General features: G+C 39.7%; 15 protein-coding genes. 7 read left to right on the forward strand and 8 right to left on the reverse strand.

Annotated features, from left to right (window positions below):
- Positions 1-2: 2 nt before the first annotated feature.
- The 4 genes from clpA to argC form a co-directional block, all read right to left on the reverse strand.
- Complete coding sequence (gene clpA, locus F944_RS08245; protein WP_004989255.1) at positions 3-2,279, reverse strand: ATP-dependent Clp protease ATP-binding subunit ClpA; 2,277 nt, start codon at positions 2,277-2,279, stop codon at positions 3-5.
- A 10-nt stretch (positions 2,280-2,289) separates the two neighbouring features.
- Positions 2,290-2,703, reverse strand: coding sequence for an ATP-dependent Clp protease adapter ClpS (gene clpS, locus F944_RS08250; protein ID WP_004989257.1), 414 nt, complete (start codon positions 2,701-2,703; stop codon positions 2,290-2,292).
- Positions 2,704-2,721: 18 nt separating this feature from the next.
- Positions 2,722-3,474, reverse strand: coding sequence for a DUF6776 family protein (locus F944_RS08255; protein ID WP_128910936.1), 753 nt, complete (start codon positions 3,472-3,474; stop codon positions 2,722-2,724).
- Between the two features lie 73 nt (positions 3,475-3,547).
- Complete coding sequence (gene argC, locus F944_RS08260) at positions 3,548-4,603, reverse strand: N-acetyl-gamma-glutamyl-phosphate reductase (protein WP_171063275.1); 1,056 nt, start codon at positions 4,601-4,603, stop codon at positions 3,548-3,550.
- Between the two features lie 510 nt (positions 4,604-5,113).
- On the opposite strand from argC, the gene F944_RS08265 reads away from it, so the two are divergent.
- The gene (locus tag F944_RS08265; protein ID WP_227546593.1) at positions 5,114-6,565 is read left to right on the forward strand and encodes a hypothetical protein; all 1,452 of its coding nucleotides are present in this window, start codon (positions 5,114-5,116) and stop codon (positions 6,563-6,565) included.
- 33 nt (positions 6,566-6,598) lie between these two features.
- Here F944_RS08265 and F944_RS08270 read toward each other — a convergent pair whose 3' ends face one another.
- Positions 6,599-7,273 (reverse strand): YgjP family zinc-dependent metalloprotease, encoded by a 675-nt coding sequence (locus F944_RS08270; RefSeq protein ID WP_004989264.1) that lies wholly within the window; start codon positions 7,271-7,273, stop codon positions 6,599-6,601.
- Positions 7,273-7,944 carry a ribose-5-phosphate isomerase RpiA gene (rpiA, locus tag F944_RS08275; RefSeq protein WP_004989265.1) on the reverse strand — a complete coding sequence of 224 codons (672 nt, stop codon included), beginning with the start codon at positions 7,942-7,944 and terminating at the stop codon, positions 7,273-7,275. The genes F944_RS08270 and rpiA overlap by 1 nt, the downstream gene beginning before the upstream one ends.
- A 108-nt stretch (positions 7,945-8,052) precedes the next feature.
- On the opposite strand from rpiA, the gene ilvA reads away from it, so the two are divergent.
- From ilvA to F944_RS08290, 3 genes are all read left to right on the forward strand, one after another.
- Complete coding sequence (gene ilvA, locus F944_RS08280) at positions 8,053-9,591, forward strand: threonine ammonia-lyase, biosynthetic (RefSeq protein ID WP_004989268.1); 1,539 nt, start codon at positions 8,053-8,055, stop codon at positions 9,589-9,591.
- A 171-nt stretch (positions 9,592-9,762) separates the two neighbouring features.
- A complete protein-coding gene (locus F944_RS08285; protein WP_004989270.1) occupies positions 9,763-10,428 on the forward strand; it encodes a potassium channel family protein in 666 nt (221 codons plus the stop codon).
- On the forward strand, positions 10,415-11,752 hold the full coding sequence (locus F944_RS08290) for a TrkH family potassium uptake protein (protein ID WP_373869000.1): 1,338 nt from the start codon (positions 10,415-10,417) through the stop codon (positions 11,750-11,752). The genes F944_RS08285 and F944_RS08290 overlap by 14 nt, the downstream gene beginning before the upstream one ends.
- Before the next feature lie 100 nt (positions 11,753-11,852).
- Here F944_RS08290 and F944_RS08295 read toward each other — a convergent pair whose 3' ends face one another.
- The gene (locus F944_RS08295; RefSeq protein ID WP_004989275.1) at positions 11,853-13,046 is read right to left on the reverse strand and encodes a phospholipase A; all 1,194 of its coding nucleotides are present in this window, start codon (positions 13,044-13,046) and stop codon (positions 11,853-11,855) included.
- A gap of 20 nt (positions 13,047-13,066) precedes the next feature.
- Positions 13,067-16,006: an insulinase family protein gene (locus F944_RS08300; RefSeq protein ID WP_010588704.1), complete on the reverse strand. Its 2,940-nt coding sequence runs from the start codon at positions 16,004-16,006 to the stop codon at positions 13,067-13,069.
- A 372-nt stretch (positions 16,007-16,378) separates the two neighbouring features.
- Here F944_RS08300 and F944_RS08305 point away from each other — a divergent pair, with 372 nt between their 5' ends.
- From F944_RS08305 to F944_RS08315, 3 genes are read left to right on the forward strand one after another with little or no spacing between them, the layout of a single operon-like run.
- Positions 16,379-17,383: an adenosine kinase gene (locus F944_RS08305; protein WP_004989277.1), complete on the forward strand. Its 1,005-nt coding sequence runs from the start codon at positions 16,379-16,381 to the stop codon at positions 17,381-17,383.
- A gap of 17 nt (positions 17,384-17,400) precedes the next feature.
- Complete coding sequence (locus F944_RS08310; protein ID WP_004989278.1) at positions 17,401-17,709, forward strand: Rieske (2Fe-2S) protein; 309 nt, start codon at positions 17,401-17,403, stop codon at positions 17,707-17,709.
- Between the two features lie 17 nt (positions 17,710-17,726).
- A complete protein-coding gene (locus F944_RS08315) occupies positions 17,727-18,338 on the forward strand; it encodes an OB-fold-containig protein (RefSeq protein ID WP_004989281.1) in 612 nt (203 codons plus the stop codon).
- The last annotated feature ends 85 nt before the right edge of the window (positions 18,339-18,423 follow it).

The raw sequence follows: 18,423 nt of genomic DNA on the forward strand, positions 1-18,423 counted from the left end.
GATTAAGCAGGCTCAGCCGTTTGGTCTTCAAAGACAGAAAGCTGTAATCCAACTTCTTTACCATCTTCTTTTTTCACAGAAACAGCGACATTGCCGCCATGATCAGCCAGCTCACCAAACAAAATCATTTCAGCAAGCGGCTTTTTCAAATGTTCCTGAATTAGACGCTGCATCGGACGTGCTCCCATTTGACGATCATAACCATTGGTGGCTAACCAATCACGAGCAGATTGATCAACTTCAAGCACTACTTTTTTATCATCCAGTTGTGCTTGTAGCTCGGTCAAGAACTTATCAACCACTGATTCGATCACTGAAGTTGGTAAAGCTTTAAATTGAATAACGCCATCTAAACGGTTACGGAATTCAGGAGCAAATGCACGTTTCATCGCTTCCTGATTATCATTGCTATTATCTTGCTCAGTGAAACCGATACTGGTTCTTGAAATACTTTCGGCCCCAATATTCGTGGTCAAAACAATAATCACATTTCTAAAATCAGACTTGCGACCATTGTTGTCCGTTAATGCACCATGATCCATCACTTGCAGCAATAAATTAAATACATCCGAATGCGCTTTTTCAATTTCATCTAACAATAATACGCAATGTGGATTTTTGTGAATCGCATCAGTCAGCAAACCACCCTGATCATATCCTACATAACCTGGAGGTGCGCCAATCAAACGTGAAACCGCATGACGTTCCATATATTCCGACATATCAAAACGTACCAATTCCACGCCTAACAATTTTGCCAATTGTTTGGTGACTTCTGTTTTACCCACCCCAGTTGGACCTGCAAATACAAAACTACCGACAGGCTTATCTGGTGCTTTTAATCCTGCGCGAGATAATTTAATCGCAGAAGCAAGTGCGCTAATCGCTTCATCTTGACCAAACACCACGCGTTTTAAGTCTCGTTCAAGATATTCAAGCACTGCTTTATCATCTTTAGAGACTGTTTTCGGTGGAATACGGGCAATTTTAGAAACAATATCTTCAATATTTTCAATGGTAATCAAACTATCGTCTGATTCTGCTTTTAAACGGCGCTGTGCACCAGCTTCATCAATTACATCAATGGCTTTATCTGGCAAGAAACGATCATTGATAAATTTGGAAGATAGCTCTACTGCTGCAACTAAAGCTTTATCTTCATACTCAACATGATGGAAATCTTCAAACTTGGTTTTAAGACCGCGTAAAATATCGATGGTTTCAGAAATACTTGGTTCATTCACATCGACTTTTTGGAAACGGCGCGATAATGCATGATCTTTTTCAAAAACCTGACGATATTCCTGAAAAGTGGTTGATCCGATGCAACGTAAAGTACCATTGGCTAATGCCGGCTTGATGAGGTTAGATGCATCCATGGTACTGCCCATACTTGAGCCTGCACCAATAATCATGTGGATTTCATCAATAAACAAAATCGCATTTGGATTTTTCTTTAACGCATTGAGCAGTTGTTTCAAGCGTTTTTCAAAGTCACCACGATATTTGGTTCCTGCAACTAAGGCGCCAATATCCAGACTATAGACTTCAGCATTTGCAAGTGGTTTTGGCGCTTTGCCATTGACAATAAGCCATGCCAAACCTTCTGCAATTGAGGTTTTACCCACGCCAGGATCACCCACTAACAGTGGATTATTTTTACGACGACGGCAAAGAATCTGAGCGGTACGCTCTATCTCTTTTTCACGCCCAATCAGAGGATCTGTTTTACCTTTAAGCGCTTCGTTGTTGAGATTTAGCGTAAATTGTTCTAAAGGGCCTGCATTTGAAGATGAAGCAGCATCTCCTTCGATATCTTCAACCTCTTCTTCTGCCTGAATATCTTCTTTACGGGTTCCATGAGAGAGATACTGCGTTAAGGTCAATCGGTTGATTTGATGACGCTTTAGAAGATAAACCGCAAAAGAATCACGTTCAGAATACATCGCCACTAATACATCTGCACCTTCAACGGTACGATCACCGCCACTAGATTGCACATGAAAAATAGCACGCTGTAAAATTCGGTCAAAACTTTCAGTCGGATGTGGAGCTTGGTCGTTATTTTCACCAAGCTTCGGTGTATGTTGTTCTACATATTCTTCTAGTTCTTTACGCAATGAAACTATATCAGCGCCACACGCCTTAAGTGCATTAACAGCCGAATCATTATCGAGCAAAGCCAGCAATAAGTGTTCTACAGTGAGAAACTCATGCCTTTTTTGACGAGCCATGCTTACAGCCAAACGTAAGGATACTTCTAATTGACGACTGAGCATACGACCCCCTTTAATCTTTGGGTTCGATCTGACAAAGTAATGGATGACCTTGGGATCGAGCGTAATTATTTACTTGGTTTGCCTTCGTCTCCGCAATGTCTCTCGGATAAACACCAGCAACACCTTTACCTTCATAGTGTACAGTTAGCATTACTTGAGTGGCTTGGTCAAGATTCAATGCAAAGTATTGTTGTAAAATTTCAATTACAAAGTCCATTGGGGTGTAATCATCATTCAACAATACTACCGCATATAGAGGTGGACGTTTTAGCTGAGGCTCAGCAGTTTGTACTGCAATATCACCTTCTGGCTCGTTACTTTGCGAATCACTTAAGCGCGGATTGATATGCCAATCGACATATCCAGATTGGTAAAAGGAAGCTTTCACGTCTTTTAAACTAATTTGTCGCTTATTGGTTCGCATATACTCTTTGATTCACTCTTAATTTGCATTTGCTTCGGCTTGCGGGATTTCTGCAACAAAAGCAGATTCCGCCTCAACTGGTTTTCCACGTTGCCAGCTAAAACGTTTGGTAACAGGTGTAGCTCCTGTCAATCGAACTTCAATAAACTGCGGAGTAAAACCTTTAGGCATCGTCCAGCGTCCTGTTAAACGTTCAAAATCATCAAAATTGAAATTGTTGTCTTCTAGTGGCACTACTAAAATCTCATCACCTTGTATCAGACGCATCTCTACCGAGCCTGTTGCACGACGTTTATTTGGGCTAACTTGTACCAAATCAAGCTGATATTCAAAGGCATTTTCAGGCAATGGTTTAATTGCCAAATCTTGAATCGTTAAGCTCAAACCGCCTCGTTGACGTAATATCTCACGATAAAGCGCACTCATACCTTCCATTTGCGCCTTATCATTCTTTGCTTGAGTAATCCTCTGATATAAATCATTGGCATTGCTCACTGCAACATCTCGTTCTTGTACAGTTGCATTCAAACTTTTATTGACAGCATCTAAAGCAGTTTTCTGCTTTTGAACCACTTCAACCAATTGTTCCGCATCTGCATCGTAACCTACTACAGTCAATCCTTGACGATGTCCAACGGTATAACCCAACGAAACACTACCCAAAATCAGAACAATCGCTCCAATCACTAAGGGTCTGTTCGTATGCCAAAATGATGGCTTGGGTGTGTGTAGATCATCATTATTTATTTGTTCAGTATTCTGCATCGCCATCTCTGTTTGAAGATAGAACCAAAGCACACATTTAAATCGAAATTTAAATGTGTGTGAAGCTTAAAAGCGTTTTTTATGGTAATAAACCAATACCTGTTAGACCTGCATCTTCGGCAAAATCAAACATCAGGTTCATATTTTGTACAGCCTGCCCCGCAGCACCTTTTACTAAATTATCCTGTACCGATAGTACAATCAATTTATGGGGTTGCGGTTTGTACAATGCAATGCGTAATTCATTTGCTCCGCGTACACTGCGCGTTTCAGGTGAGCTATTTGGTGGCATCACATCTACAAATTTTTCATCGGCATAAAATTGCTCATAAAGCGCTTGAATATCTGTATTTGCACCCTGTTCAGTCAAATCAAGATAAATAGTGCTTAACATACCGCGAATCATCGGCACCAGATGCGGAACAAACACGATATGATCAAAGACACCCTTTTGACCTGAAATATTTTCGAGTGCTTCTACAATTTCAGGATGATGGCGATGTCCACTCACCCCATAGGCTTTAAAATTATCGGCATTTTCCGAGTAGATCATGCCCATACTCGCTTTACGACCAGCACCAGATACACCCGATTTGGCATCAATAATAATGCTTGAAGGGTTTACTAAGTTTTGTTCAGATTTCAATAACGGTGCTAAACCCAACTGTACCGTGGTTGGATAACAACCTGGATTACCAATTACACTAGCCTGCTTAATTCTCTCACGATTAAGTTCAGTCAAACCATAAGCTGAATTTTGTAAAATATCAGGGCAACTGTGCTGCAAACCATACCATTTTTCAAATTGTTCTAGATTTTGTAAACGAAAATCGGCAGCAAGATCGATCACTTTAGTCTGGGCTGCCACCAGTTCTTTTGCATGTTGCATCGCCACACCATGCGGTGTAGCAAAAAACACCACATCACATTGTTTTAATAGATCCAGATTCAAATCTGAAAATTCAAGATCAGTATGACCACGAAGGCTTGGAAACATATCGGCAACGCGTTTACCAGCTTCAGTACGTGAAGTAAGGACTCGAACAGTGACCTGCGGATGTCGTAATAAAAGACGCAATAATTCAACGCCAGTATATCCAGTTCCCCCAACAATTCCGACAGAGACCACGATTATTACCTCTAAATTTCAACCGAATGGCGGATAGTATGGCAGTTTACTCGGATTTCTACAATCGACTCAGAGACCTAAAAAAAGCTTTTTAAAGGCGCTTCAAATTAGCCTTGTAATAAAGTATTTGTCACATATCCGACCATTGGTCAAAAATTACTTTAGCCATTATATTGAGATGGCATAAAATGAAACTAAAGCCGACATTTTAAACTGAATAAAACTTTGTAATCGCAAAATAAGTTCTAAAAAGTATTTGATGTCGTTAAATGACAAGGATTTAAATCTAAAATTTAAATAGGCTTCTTTGATAAATCCCCTTTATTTCTCCATACGCGAGAAAAATAAAGAAGGTTTAAATAATGATGAAAGAAGTCTAATGATGATTTGTCAGTATATAAAACTGACTCCTTACTTGACACGGATGACTAAAACTTCAGGGGTGAAGGAATGCCTTTTTTTAAAAGCAGACAATATCAATATAGCAATCTATTCAAATCAATTGGCATCATAATATTGAGTAGTTATCTTGCCAGTTGTGGGGGAAGTTCTAACACCCCTCCAACAACACAGCAAAATAACGAAAATTCAAACAATCAAGTTTTACAACCAAACGAAGTCCTGATTAAACTCCCTTTGGAAGTACATGATGTGAATCTTAAACTTTATGACAATACCAATAATCAAGTCGTTACTGAGGTCAGTTCTTTTAGCGGAACGTCTTCAATTTTGAAGTTTCCAATTGAAAAAGCAAATCGAATCTATCGTCTTGAGATGACGACCAATCAGAACTCTCAAATTTATGATTTTATTAATGATAAGTTTATCAATTTTGTGGGCACTTATCATGCATTGTTGTGGCCAACATCCACTGAGTCACGTATATTTTTTGCGAGTCCTGTATCTGAGGCCATTTACCAAAGAGCTTTAGTCCGCGCAGGTCAACTTCCAAATGAAAATATCGAAAACTCAAAAATTAATGACACACATTTTACGATGGCAATGCAAGATGTAAATGCCGCACTACTCAATGCATTTAAAAATGAAAACACCCCGACTTTAAGCAATGCCAATGCATTAACCAATCTGAGTTATACAGCATCTCCTCAGAATCTTTATTTAGATAGTTATTTAAGCTTTGGATACTTTGTGTATTGGTATAACTCACATAATCAAAGTAGCAACTATTATTCAGAATTTACTCAAAACATTGCACTCGATTTGGCAGATGGCTATCTGGATGGAAAAGCAGTGAATGGTCATACCACTGATTTTGCGCCAATGGTGAGTACTGTCGAAAATACGGAAGCAATATTAAATACGGCTCCTGATATTGGAGCAAATCAAAAAACTGTCAGAGAACTGTTTGCAAGCCGTCTAAAAAATGCGGTATTAGACTTAGCTGCTCGTCAACTGCAACCCAGTTTAAATGGAATAGGCTATAAAGCATTGAACGAGCGCGCCTATAGTGGAACGCCGAATACCGCTTATAATACTGTTAATATCCGAACGAGTGGTGCGGGTGACTATCGACGTGCTATTGGATTTACCAATTCAAGTGTATGTGGAGATTCTATTTATCCATGTAAGCAAGGCATTACTGGAATAAATACTGAAAATACAGATATTAACTTTCCCACAATTGAATATTTAGTGGGTCGCTATGAAGCCAATAACTGTATTTTAAAAGTCCGAGCAACAGGTGAAATTGAACTCAGTCAGGGCGAACAGACTTATAAATCTAGCTTAAACGGCGGAAGTACAGATAACTTGCTGCAAGTCAATGCATCCACAAACGACTATATTCTCAATAGCGGCTCTGCTGAACCGAGCAATAATTCTCAACAGTATCCGTTTATTCAGCTTAAAATTAAAGATAACAAAATTCTGTCTGCAACAGCGGGTTTAGATAAACATACTTCACCTGCACAACTCGAAACCGAGAAATTAAGCTGTAATTTCAATTAAATGTGTGATAGGAGCCGTAATGCATTATGGCTCCTAATACCACCACACAGGTAATTGATAACTTTTCAGTTGCTTACGATGCTTGGAATATTTTGGATCGAATTTTTCAACTTCAGCCCAGAACTGCACGCTATGATTAAAATAACGCGTATGCGCCAATTCATGTACGCAAACATAGCGTACGATTTCAGGCTGCATTAAGACCAAGCCTGCATGTAACATAATATTGTGCTGCGCGCTGCAACTTCCCCATCGGGTTTTAGGCCGTCGAATACTACAATCACGAAACGAAAGTCCAACCTGCTGACTGATTTCCTTCAGATATACGGGTAAATATTGTTTTGCATAGTCGTAGATCATATCTTTCAACACGGTATTGCCTTTATCTTCTCGAATAAAGACGCACGCTTGTTCATGATCAATCAGATAATTTTTATGCTGTTTACGCAAAATAATCTGATAAGGCTGATCTTGATTAAAAAAATGAATCTGCTGGAGATTTGAACTTGCAAGTTGTTGTTGCTGAGTCTGTTTCTGCCAAGTTTGTAATAACCACTCTTGCGAATGATCCAAAAATTGCTGAATTTGCTTTTTTGTACAAAATAACGGCACAGTTAAACGAATTTGATGCGGTTCGACACGTAAACGCAAATGTCTTGCCCTTACATGTCTGACCATCTTAATTTCGGGTAATGATTCCAAAAGCATTAAATCGCTGTACGTTCTTCAATCCCACTATTGGTTGCCACAATCGCAACAGATGCAGGATTCAGCGCAAAAATACCATTAGTGACCACACCTGGAATATCATTTAATGTCTTTTCAAGTTCAATGGCATTTAGGATATTTAAATTATAAACATCTAAAATCACGTTGCCATTATCGGTGACCACACCTTCACGATAGACTGGATCACCGCCTAAAGTGACAATTTTACGTGCGACAGCAGAACGTGCCATTGGAATGACTTCAACAGGTAATGGAAATTCACGACCTAATTGTTCCACCCATTTTGAATCATCGACGATACATACGAACTTTTTGGCGATAGATGCCACAATCTTTTCACGTGTGAGCGCAGCACCACCGCCCTTGATCATATGCATATGGCGATCAATTTCATCAGCGCCATCAACATAAGCATCCAAGCCACCGACATGATTCATATCCACCACTTCAATGCCTAACTTTTGTAGGCGCTCGGCAGTGGCCTGAGAACTGGCAACAGCTGCTTCGAGCTGTAATTCAGGTAGTAGATCAATCAGAAAATTGACTGTGCTGCCAGTTCCTACTCCTAATATGCCACCTCTTGGCAAGTGTTTTAAAGCTGCTTTCGCAGCAGCTTGTTTTTTCTCATCTTGGGTTGCATACAGGCTCATGACATCACTCAACTATTATTTTTGACATTAGGACGAATTAATCGGCGCAAATGCCTAGGGGTTTGTTACAATAATCGTTTATTTTAAACTGTTAGATGGAAGATTAACATGCTGTCTCGTTTGGTTCGACAAATTTTACAGGCAACGGTGTATGACGTTGCAATCGAAACCCCACTCGAAGCAGCGCCACGAATTAGTGAAAAACTGAATAATAACATTCGTTTTAAACGCGAAGATTTACAACCTGTTTTTTCTTTTAAACTACGCGGTGCCTATAACCGTATTAGCCAACTCCCAAAATCCCAATTGGAACGTGGTGTCATCACCGCTTCAGCAGGTAACCATGCTCAAGGTGTTGCATTATCTGGTCAAAAATTAGGAATACGCGCCATTATCGTAATGCCTAAAACCACACCCGATATTAAAGTTCAGGCCGTAAAGCGTTTAGGCGGTGAAGTCGTATTACACGGCGACTCTTTTGATGTCGCCAATAAATACGCGATTCAACGTGCCAAAGATGAAGGCATGACCTTTATTCCACCTTATGACGATGAACTGGTCATGGCGGGTCAAGGCACGATTGCCAATGAAATTTTACGTCAATGGCGCGATGTGGAATATGTGTTTGTTGCTGTGGGTGGTGGTGGCTTGATTGCAGGGGTTGCCGCTTATTTAGGTGATGTTGCACCACATGTCAAAGTGATTCCAGTTGAATATGATGAATCAGCCTGTTTGAAAGCAGCCTTTGAACATAATCAACGCGTGATCTTGCCGCATGTCGGTTTATTCGCCGATGGTACTGCGGTGGCTCAAATTGGTGAAAAACCATTTGAAGTGATTCAACTGCAAAAATCAGACAACTCTGGGCAAATTGTTGAACGTGAAGTCGTATTGGTAAATACAGACGAAATTTGTGCCGCCATTAAAGATACTTTTGATGAGTGTCGCAGCATCGTTGAGCCTTCAGGCGCAATGGCTTTGGCTGGTATAAAAAAATACGTTGAACAGTATCAAATTCAGGACAAAAATATTGTTTCCATCGTTTGCGGTGCAAACATGAATTTTGACCGCTTACGGTATATTGCTGAACGTACTGAATTGGGTGAACATAAAGAAGCTATTTTTGCAGTCACCATTCCTGAACAAAAAGGCGCATTTTTAAATTTCTGCCGTGCTTTACATGGCCGTAATATTACCGAATTTAATTATCGTGCAAGTGATAGCAACCAAGCTCAGGTATTTGTTGGCATCAGTCTAAAATCAGGTCAGGCTGAACGTATCGAGATCTTTAATTCACTTAAAGAATTGTATGAAGTCGATGATTTGTCTGATGATGAAGTGGCTAAACTGCATATTCGATATTTGATTGGTGGTCATGCCAATATTGAAAATGAACGTTTATTCCGTGTTGAATTCCCTGAACGCCCAGGTGCCCTACTTACTTTCCTTGAGCGCTTAGGTCCAACGCATAATATTAGCTTATTCCACTATCGCAATCACGGCGCTGCCGAAGGTCGCGTACTGGTTGGATTACAGGCGACAGATACGCAGGAAAATCCAGATGTATTAATCGAAACATTGGAAAACATTACGTACCCTTATGAAGAAATCACAGCCAATATTGGTTATCAGCGTTTCTTGAAATAATTTTTCAGCGTTTTCAAACATAAACCGATTTGGATTTGGATCAACCTGCCTTATCGGTTTTTTAACACTTCTTTGCACTAAAACTTATTCAAAAATAATAAACTAACTTCATCATTATGCATTATCCAAAATTTTAAAATTTAACTTATTATACAAAGATCAGGTTTTTTTATGGCTCAATTCGCTGTCATTGGTTTAGGTAGTTTTGGTGCAACGGTTGCATTACAACTTGCGCAGCTTAATCATGATGTCATTGGAATAGATACGATTAAACGCAATGTTGAAGACATTGGTGATCAACTAACACATGCGGTGATCGCCGATGCGAGTGATGAACATGTGCTTGAAGAACTCAATATTAAAAACTGTGATGCTGTAGTGGTCGCGATTGGCGAAGATATTGAAGCCAGTATTTTATGTGTGCTACATCTGAAAAATTTAGGTGTTCCTAAAATTTGGGTTAAAGCAAAAACCAAAGCGCATCATATGATTTTGTCACATCTACATGTCGATAAAATTATTCACCCTGAAGAAGATATGGGCGTCCGTGTCGCGCAAGCTTTAAACTATCCGATGGTCAGTCGGTATATGGCACTCAATGATGATCATTTCATTGTCAAAGTAGAAATTCCTAAACATCTAAACGGAGTACATTTATTAGGTTTAATTGATGCCACCCATCATATCAAAACGATTTTATTACAACGCGGTAAAGATATCATTTACGATCCAGAACCATCTTGTGCGGTACAATCCAAAGATATTCTCATCATAGAAGGTCATCTTGAACCACTCAAAAAACTATCTAAACGATTTCTAGGCTATGATGAAAGCTAAACTTAAGAATAAAACCTTTAATTTCAGTCCACCTTCTCTTTTGGCGTTGGGATTTCTTAGTTTTATCATCATTGGAACACTTTTACTTAAGCTTCCTTTTGCCAATAACGGTAATTTAAGCTGGATGGATGCTTTATTTACAGCAACCTCCGCAGTTACTATTACGGGGCTTTCCGTTGTTAATATCGGTCAATCGCTGACCACTACAGGTCAGCTTATTTTGCTATTTTTGATTCAGTGTGGCGGTCTCGGTTTTATGACTTTCGCTATACTGGCAGCGTTGAGTCTTGCTCCACAGTTGGGACTGAAGCAACAAATGATGGCGCAGGACTCTTTGGGGCAGACCAGTTTGTCTAAAGTTACCACCATTGCACAGTCCGTGTTTTTTTATTCTTTATTCTTCGAAGTCACAGGAATCATCATTTTAACGTCAATCTGGACACCAGACTTCGGATTCGCTCATGCTTTGTATTATGCTTTTTTCTATAGTGTATCCGCCTTTAATAACGCAGGATTTTCTTTATTCCCCGATAGCTTAGTTACTTTTCAAAGTGATTATCTTGCATGTCTTGCGATTAGTTTCCTGTACATACTTGGCGGCATTGGCTTTATGGTATTGATGGATATCAAACAAAATAAGCGTTGGAAAAAGCTCAGCACCAATAGCAAAGTCGTGTTATCGACCATTGCCGTTTTAAATATCAGTGGTTTTTTACTTATTTGGTTAATTGAAGCCAATAATCCACTCACGCTCATGCAAATGAATCTAGGCGAGCAAGCTGTAAATGCGTGGTTTCAGGCGACTGTACCTCGTTCTTCTGGGTTTAATACCATCGATACCGCATCTTTGATGAATAGCTCCACTCTACTGACCATGTTTCTCATGTTTATTGGGGGCGGCTCACTCAGTACCGCAGGTGGAATCAAAGTCGGTACTTTTTTCATTTTAGTATTGAGTGTTATTTCTTTTTTACGTCGAAACGATGAGATTCGGGTATTTAATCGTTCTATTTCCTATGAAAGTACGTTTAAAGCACTTGCTGTTGTCGTGATTACTTTAAGTCTCATTTTTATCGGTTTCATGACGATCTTAATCTTGGAACCACACAAAAATTTTCTGGATTTATTTTTCGAAGTAGTATCCGCGGCTTGCACTGTGGGTTTGTCTCGTGGAGTTACAGGAGAATTACATAATGGTAGCTTATTTGTACTGAGTTTACTGATGTTTGCAGGTCGTTTAGGCCCCCTTACGCTGGCGTATCTCATTGCAACACCCAAGAAAAGTCGACTTAAGCATCCGAGTGCAGATATTCAAATTGGTTAATAATCGACTTTAATTTTTAGTACATCCATTGAATAGAAAACGCCCAATAAGTTTATTGAGCGTTTGATAAAGCATAAATCATGATGCTGTTTATATTGGATTAGTACCAATCCATGAGCGAAATACCCAAACCAAAATACGTAGCACGATGATTGTAGTCAATCAGGCTTTCACCGTAACCATCAAAGACCTGAAAGTGTCCACGTAACTTCCCACTAATCGGGAATGTCCAGTCAAATTGTGCAGCGCCATGCGAGTCATCACCATCTTTTAAAGAATGACGTAGCATTAAAGAAAAGTCATGGTCATTCCATTTATAAAATGCGGTTAGATCACCACGTCCAATATAATCCTCAATATCTGGATTGTTGTCATTTTTGCTATCTTCCTGAATGCGAACCCACGGGCGTAGCATTAAGGCAAAATTGTCTTTTTCAAATCCGACATTAAAAATTACACGGTTCCAACTACGCGACAATGGATCAGAACGACCATTCGATTGATGGTTTAAAGTCACACCAAGCAAACGTCCATCTAAACCAAATACTTTATAATTGGTACGGAACATTAAGCTTGCTTCAGGCTCATAATTGGTTTCACGAAACGGGCGTGACTCGTCACCATTATAAACCTGCCAACGTGAAGACTGCGTATATCCAAGCCACAAATCGCCATTATTACCAATGATGTTTTCCCAAGCTTTTGTTTTCAGTGAAAGCTGAAATTTCGACTCAAGCGAATCTAAATTTTGATTTTCTGTCACCGTATTATTTGGGTTTGGACTTGAAGGAAATTCATTTTTCTTGGTCGTCCAGAAAACTGGCATTAAATATACTGGCTTGAATGCTCGGATATTCCATGTGCCCAATTTTGCCTTTTCAGAGAGTTCCCAACGTTTATCCAATAAAGACACATTCGGATCAATTGGGTCAGCTTCCAATGCAAATAAACTGCCCACCTTCTCTTCAACTTTGGCTTTTAAAGTCTCAGGCTTCGCTTTATCCTCTTTAGGCTCAACAGGTGCAGCAAGCTGAGCTGCAATTGCGTTTCGAGTATCTACAGGCGCTTTGAAAATCGCATCATAACAAGCCAGACGGTCTGCATTTGAATCCAATGCGACACATGCTTTGGCACTTGCTGGTGCGGCAGGTGCTTCAACTGTCTTAACAACAGTGCTTGGTGTTTGATTCGATGTCACCGACATTTCTGCATGTACAACAGACACCCCCATACAACTGAGCATACTCAGCATGCTCAGTTGTAGCGGTGTTCGTTCAAAAGATTTGAACGACATAAGTTTCTCCAGTTTTTCTTTTAATCTACTTGTTTAATTTGAAAACCGAGCTGTTCAAGTTGCTCTCGTTTTGCAAACGGTGCAACCACAGCTTTTATGGGTTTCTGATCAATTAAATATTGTTGCGCCACACGTTGTAAATCCTCTACCGTGACATTTAACAAACGTTCTCTCAAAGTTTTCCTAAAGGCTGGTGTACGCGCATGCAACAGCGCATAACATGCCGTTATGGCTTCACCCGCAGGTGAACCAGGTTTATCCATGCTCGACACCAATCCCAAAATGGCTTCTTCAAGTTGATGGGGCTGTTGCTGTGTATGCAAAAGCCATTCCACACTGGCTTCAAAATCTTTAAATGTTTCAGCCAGACGTGGATCACGATAGCTATAAAAACGGAATGAACAAGCATTGCCATCGTAGCTTGCACCACCGCCATACGCTCCGCCTTTTTCACGAATCGCGCTGTGCAAATAACCATTGCGCAAATAGGCTGCGAGTACCATCAGCGGCGCTGCATCAGGATGTGCAACCTCAATGGCTGGATAAGCAGATGCACAAAACTGAACATTGGTCTGAATTAACCATGCTTCATCATGATCATTTTCTGAATGCGAAATATTCTGAATTTCGGGAATCTGCGTATCAATTTCAACTTTATCCCAGACATTTTGAATTTCTTCAATTAACTGTTCTGAAAGTTGTTCCTCACAGACTAATAAAAACTGTTTAGGTGCTTGCAACAGCTTCAAATGAATCGCTTTTAATTCATTAATCAATTGATCATAAGCCGTATCGTTTTGTTCAATATCATCGACCAGATCACTTAGCCAGTTTAAAGCACCCAAGCCAGTATTATGATAATCACGCTGCGCCAATGCACTCATATTGCGTGATGCAGCTTGCATCGCATAGCTATGACCAGAGCCAGACAAACGTGATTTCCAACGTGTTTTACGTTGTTGTAATAACTCAATAATTCGATCTTTTTCATCAAAACGAAGCTTTTCAAAAGCCAGTTTTAACAAACCAATCGCATCTAATCGCTCATTTAAGGATTTGGTGGTCAATGTCAACCACGCACTAATTTTACCTTTATCATCCACTTTACTACGTAATGAAGCGCCCATGCCCAAACCACCACTCAAGGCCGTCTGTACTTGTTGCAGAGTCAAATAATCATATTCGCCCGCACCCACTTCACCCATCAAAATTGACAATAGACTAAAATAAGGCGACTGCACCACTTCCTCTGGAATCTCAATCAACACCTGTTGATAATAAATCCCGTTGGTTCCCGCATGATATAAATTCAGAGGATAATCATGCCGATTGGAAATAATTTCCCGAAGTTGCCCCTGCACAATGTGTAAATCTGCTGGAACATCTTCTAATCCGACTTTTGGCAATAAATCCAGATCATCAGGTGTATCCTGACGCTCCTTTAATGCTTGGGTTTTAGCCTCAATCTCAGCACGATCAGCATCGGTTAAATGTTCAGCAATTTTTGTCAGACGTGCTTTTTCATCCGCTTGCTCTTTCACAGACTTTTCAGCATCTGGGATCAGGGTCATTTGTACACGATGTGAATTATCCAAAAGATAGGTTTGAATCAAATTCGACAACCACATCGGATCTTCGAGTTCTTCTTTAACCTGATCAATGGCAGTATCTACATCCCAAACATGAATCGGATCATTATGGTGAATCGCACTGCCCAAACCATTTAAGATCAAACTCAAACCATAAGGCATACCATCGCCATTGATTTCGCGCTGATGCAATTCGATCTGATGCAAAATTGCATCAACCAAGGCCTGATCAATCGGTTTAGAGGCAACATCCTGCAAAACCTTGAGAACGCCCTGTTTAAACTCTTCAGCATGCTCAGCATTTGAACCTTGCACAGCACAATAGAAGGTCATCTCAAAATTAGAATCATCCACACCCATGAGCGGACCCGTCGATTGGGCATAACCACAAGTTTCCAGATAGTGACGCAATGGTGAAGCAGAATTTTCAAGCAGAATACCTTCGACCAGACGCATTCCCAAACGTAACTTGATATCGCTGGCTTGAGGTAATAACCAAGCCAATACATGATAGGTTTTGTCAGTTAAATCTTCGCTATCGACTGCATAGGTTTCAGTCACTTCAATCGGTGCGGTCAAACGTTTTTCTGGGGTTGAATAAAGTGTCGTACCCTTTTCAAACTTTGCCAAAGCCAGTTTTTCAAATTGCTCTTGCAGATCATAAGCACTTTGATTTCCAAAAGTCATAAACACCGCATTGCTTGGATGATAATGCGACTTATAAAAATTGACCAATTGCTCATAACTTAAATCTGGAATGTCTTTCGGATCACCACCAGAATTATAATGATAAGTCGTTTCAGGAAATAAATGATAAGCCAGTTGGTGATAAAGCTGATCTGAAGGTGCACTCATCGCGCCTTTCATTTCATTAAATACCACGCCTTTATAAACAGGTTCGCCATTTTCTAACTCAATACGAATCCCTTCTTGAGCAAAATCAAGCGGGTTCAAATTTGCTGCAAACGCAGCATCCAGATAAACAGATAATAAGTTTTGAAAATCTTTTTTATTTTGTGTTGCAAATGGATAAGCCGTCCAGTCTGCCGCCGTGAATGCGTTCATAAATGTATTTAATGAACGGCGAATCATCAAGAAGAATGGATCACGTACAGGAAATTTCTCTGAACCACACAGTGCCGTATGCTCAAGAATATGTGCTGTACCTTTTGAATCCATCGGTTGGGTACGAAATGCCACTAAAAAAACATTTTCATCATGTGAAGTGGCTAAATGATAATGAACAGCGCCCGTCACTTTATGAGCATATTCAGAAACTAAAATATCCAAAGCTTCAACATGATGTTGACGTACCAACTGAAACGCAGGATGTACAGTTTGATTAATAGTTCCAGTGACATCTACCGTCATGTGATCTCCTAAAATTTCGCTTTGATAATTGGTCTCCATTATAGCCTTAGTCAGATGCCATTTTGGTAGTTTTAATCTGACACAATTTCTTTGTTTTGCTGTATTTTTGTGGCTATTCGAGCCACTTTATAAAAATTCATACTTTATTTTAAATTTTCATAGAATTACCTGTTCCCGAGTGAACATCATCACATGTCCTTTCGATAATGACTTTGCTCATCAATAAAAAAGCTATAGCCCATTTTTCAAACAACGCAGTTTAGTAAATAAAGACAGTCCATCTGCTTCAATAATGAAATTTATTCATCGAACTACAGTAAAACTGAACAATCGTGTAAACTGTGTGCTTTGATTTTACCTGTGAAGACAATCATGGCAACTGTTGACCTTTTTGCAATTGGAAATGCACTTATTGACCAGGAATTTAAAATTTCTGATGATTTTCTAATTCAACAAGGCTTGCAAAAAGGCACCATGCAGTTAACGGATGGTCCAACTCAAGCCGCATTATATCAAAACCTGCTCAATTCTCAGGATTATAAAGGTCAAGCCAGTGGTGGATCTGCGGCAAACACAACGGTCGCGTTTAGTGCTTTAGGTAGTTCTGCTTTTTATGCCTGTCGAGTTGGAAATGACGAACTCGGTCAAATTTACCTTGATGGTTTAAATGACGCCGATATTTACACTTCCACAAAATCAAAAACGGATGGCGTAACGGGTACTTGTATGGTACTGATTAGCCCAGATACAGAACGTACCATGCATACTTATTTAGGGATCACCACCGAGCTTTCTGCGGAACAGGTCGATTACGAACCGTTAAAAAAAGCAAAATGGCTTTACATCGAAGGATATCTTTCGACTAGTCCTTCAGCTCGACTAGCTGTCAAACAAGCACGCCAGATTGCACGTGAACATGGAGTCAAAATTGCTTTATCGCTTTCGGATCCTGCGATGGTTCAATATGCCCGCGAAGGTCTCAATGAACTGATTGATGAAGGCGTTGATGTGTTGTTCTGTAATGAACAAGAAGCGCTCATGTATACAGAAACGCATACATTGGATGAAGCTTTTGCCAAATTGAAATTAAAAAATCATACCATTGTCATTACACAAGGCGCCAAAGGTGCTTCGGTATATTCAGCTAACACACATTTTCATTTAGGTGGTCGTCGTGTTACTGCTGTTGATGCCAATGGTGCGGGTGATGCCTTTGCAGGTGCATTCTTATATGCCCTTAATCAACACATGTCTATTGAAGATGCAACTCAGCTTGCTATTTTGATTTCAAGTGAAGTGGTTGCCCAATATGGCCCGCGTTTAGATATTGAAAACTATGCTAAACTGCTTAAAAATTTCCAGACTGAATGTGCATAAATATGGAAAAAATTTGCATGACCGAGGATATCCCTGAACGTGAAGCGCGTTCTTATGAAACGCCTCAGGGAGAGACTATTTTTATTACGCAACGTGATGGCGGTTTTTTTGCTTATCAAAATATCTGCCCACACCTACAAGTTGAACTTGAATTTCTGGAAAATCAATTTCTAGATCAAGATCAGGAATTTATCGAGTGTTCAACACATGGTGCGCTGTTTAATGTAGAAACGGGTGAATGTATTTCTGGCCCTTGTTTGGGTGAGTTTTTGACGAAAGTTGAAATTCAGATACATTCAGATGGTGGAATTTACTTAACAGAATAATTTCTCAGGTTTTTGCCATGTCAGAATTTTTCTTCAACTACGACTTGCTTCCTTTTCATTTAAGTGTGGTTGCTTTAATTATTCTCAGCATGGCAGAAACTATTGGGATTTATATTGGGATACGTCCCAGTACAATTATTCAGAAAGTTTCTCCAAATTGGCTTGTGTATTCGCCACTGCTTAATGTCAAGTTTTCAAAAGTTCTCATTCTTGTTTTTCTTTTAATCAATTTCAGTTTTGCTGGCTATTTTTTACAACTTGCTTTTTTTGCCAAACAGCACAGCTTTGTTTCGCCCTTCTATCTGATTTTGCCTGCACTGATTATTGCCATCTTCTTTACGGTATTTATGATCCACTGTCTTGATCAAGTCATCAAGCCACAGATCGAACATCACAACACCAGTCTACTTGGGCGACTTGCAACCATCTCAAGCGGCAATGCTCGTCCAGGATTTTCAGCACAAGCCCGAATTCGGGACGAATTTGGTCAGATTCATTATGTACAAGTTGAACCAGAATTTGGAGAATTAGAATTTCGCTCACAAGTGATTTTAATTCGTTTTAAACAGACTCATTACATCGCCAAAAAAATTGCAGTATCAAATCACTTATTTACACCACAACAATAATCATGTATATCTTTTAATCAATAAGAAAAATTGACTTAGGATCATTCAAATATAATGAGTAAATTAAAAATTTAATCTCGATATT

Origin of the sequence: Acinetobacter ursingii DSM 16037 = CIP 107286 (assembly GCF_000368825.1) — a bacterium.
Classification (GTDB): Bacteria; Pseudomonadota; Gammaproteobacteria; order Pseudomonadales; family Moraxellaceae; genus Acinetobacter; species Acinetobacter ursingii.